Annotated in this window: 1 pseudogene; it reads right to left on the bottom strand. The window is 44.3% G+C overall.

The window, feature by feature from the left end:
- Nucleotides 1–244: pseudogene (locus LKK83_RS07125) on the bottom strand (group II intron reverse transcriptase/maturase); the annotation flags it as partial.
- Nucleotides 245–298: the final 54 nt, after the last annotated feature.

Here is a 298-nt window from a genome sequence, read left to right as displayed (position 1 = left end):
ACCCCTCTTGTGGTACTGCTCTGTGGGAGTCTACTATCTCCTTAAGTTTCTCGTAGTGGGTTTTGATGGCTTTTTTGTTGGGTTTGATGATGGTTTTGAAACCTAGTGGATTACCGTATGTGTTTTTCCCGGTTTTGTATTTTCCGACTCTGTATTGCCGGATGTTAAATCCCAGGAAGTCGAATCCAGGGTTGTCACCCTCTAATGTGTGGGTGATGTGGGTTTTGGTATCCTTCAGTTCCAACCCTATTCCTTTCAGCCATTCCTGGATGTGGTCGCGACATTTTAGAATTACATC

The sequence above is a fragment of the Phormidium sp. CCY1219 genome (assembly GCF_035615515.1).
Taxonomy (GTDB): Bacteria; Cyanobacteriota; Cyanobacteriia; order Cyanobacteriales; family Laspinemataceae; genus CCY1219.
Note: the sequence above shows the minus strand (reverse complement) of the source record. Positions and strands in the feature narration are given on the sequence as shown.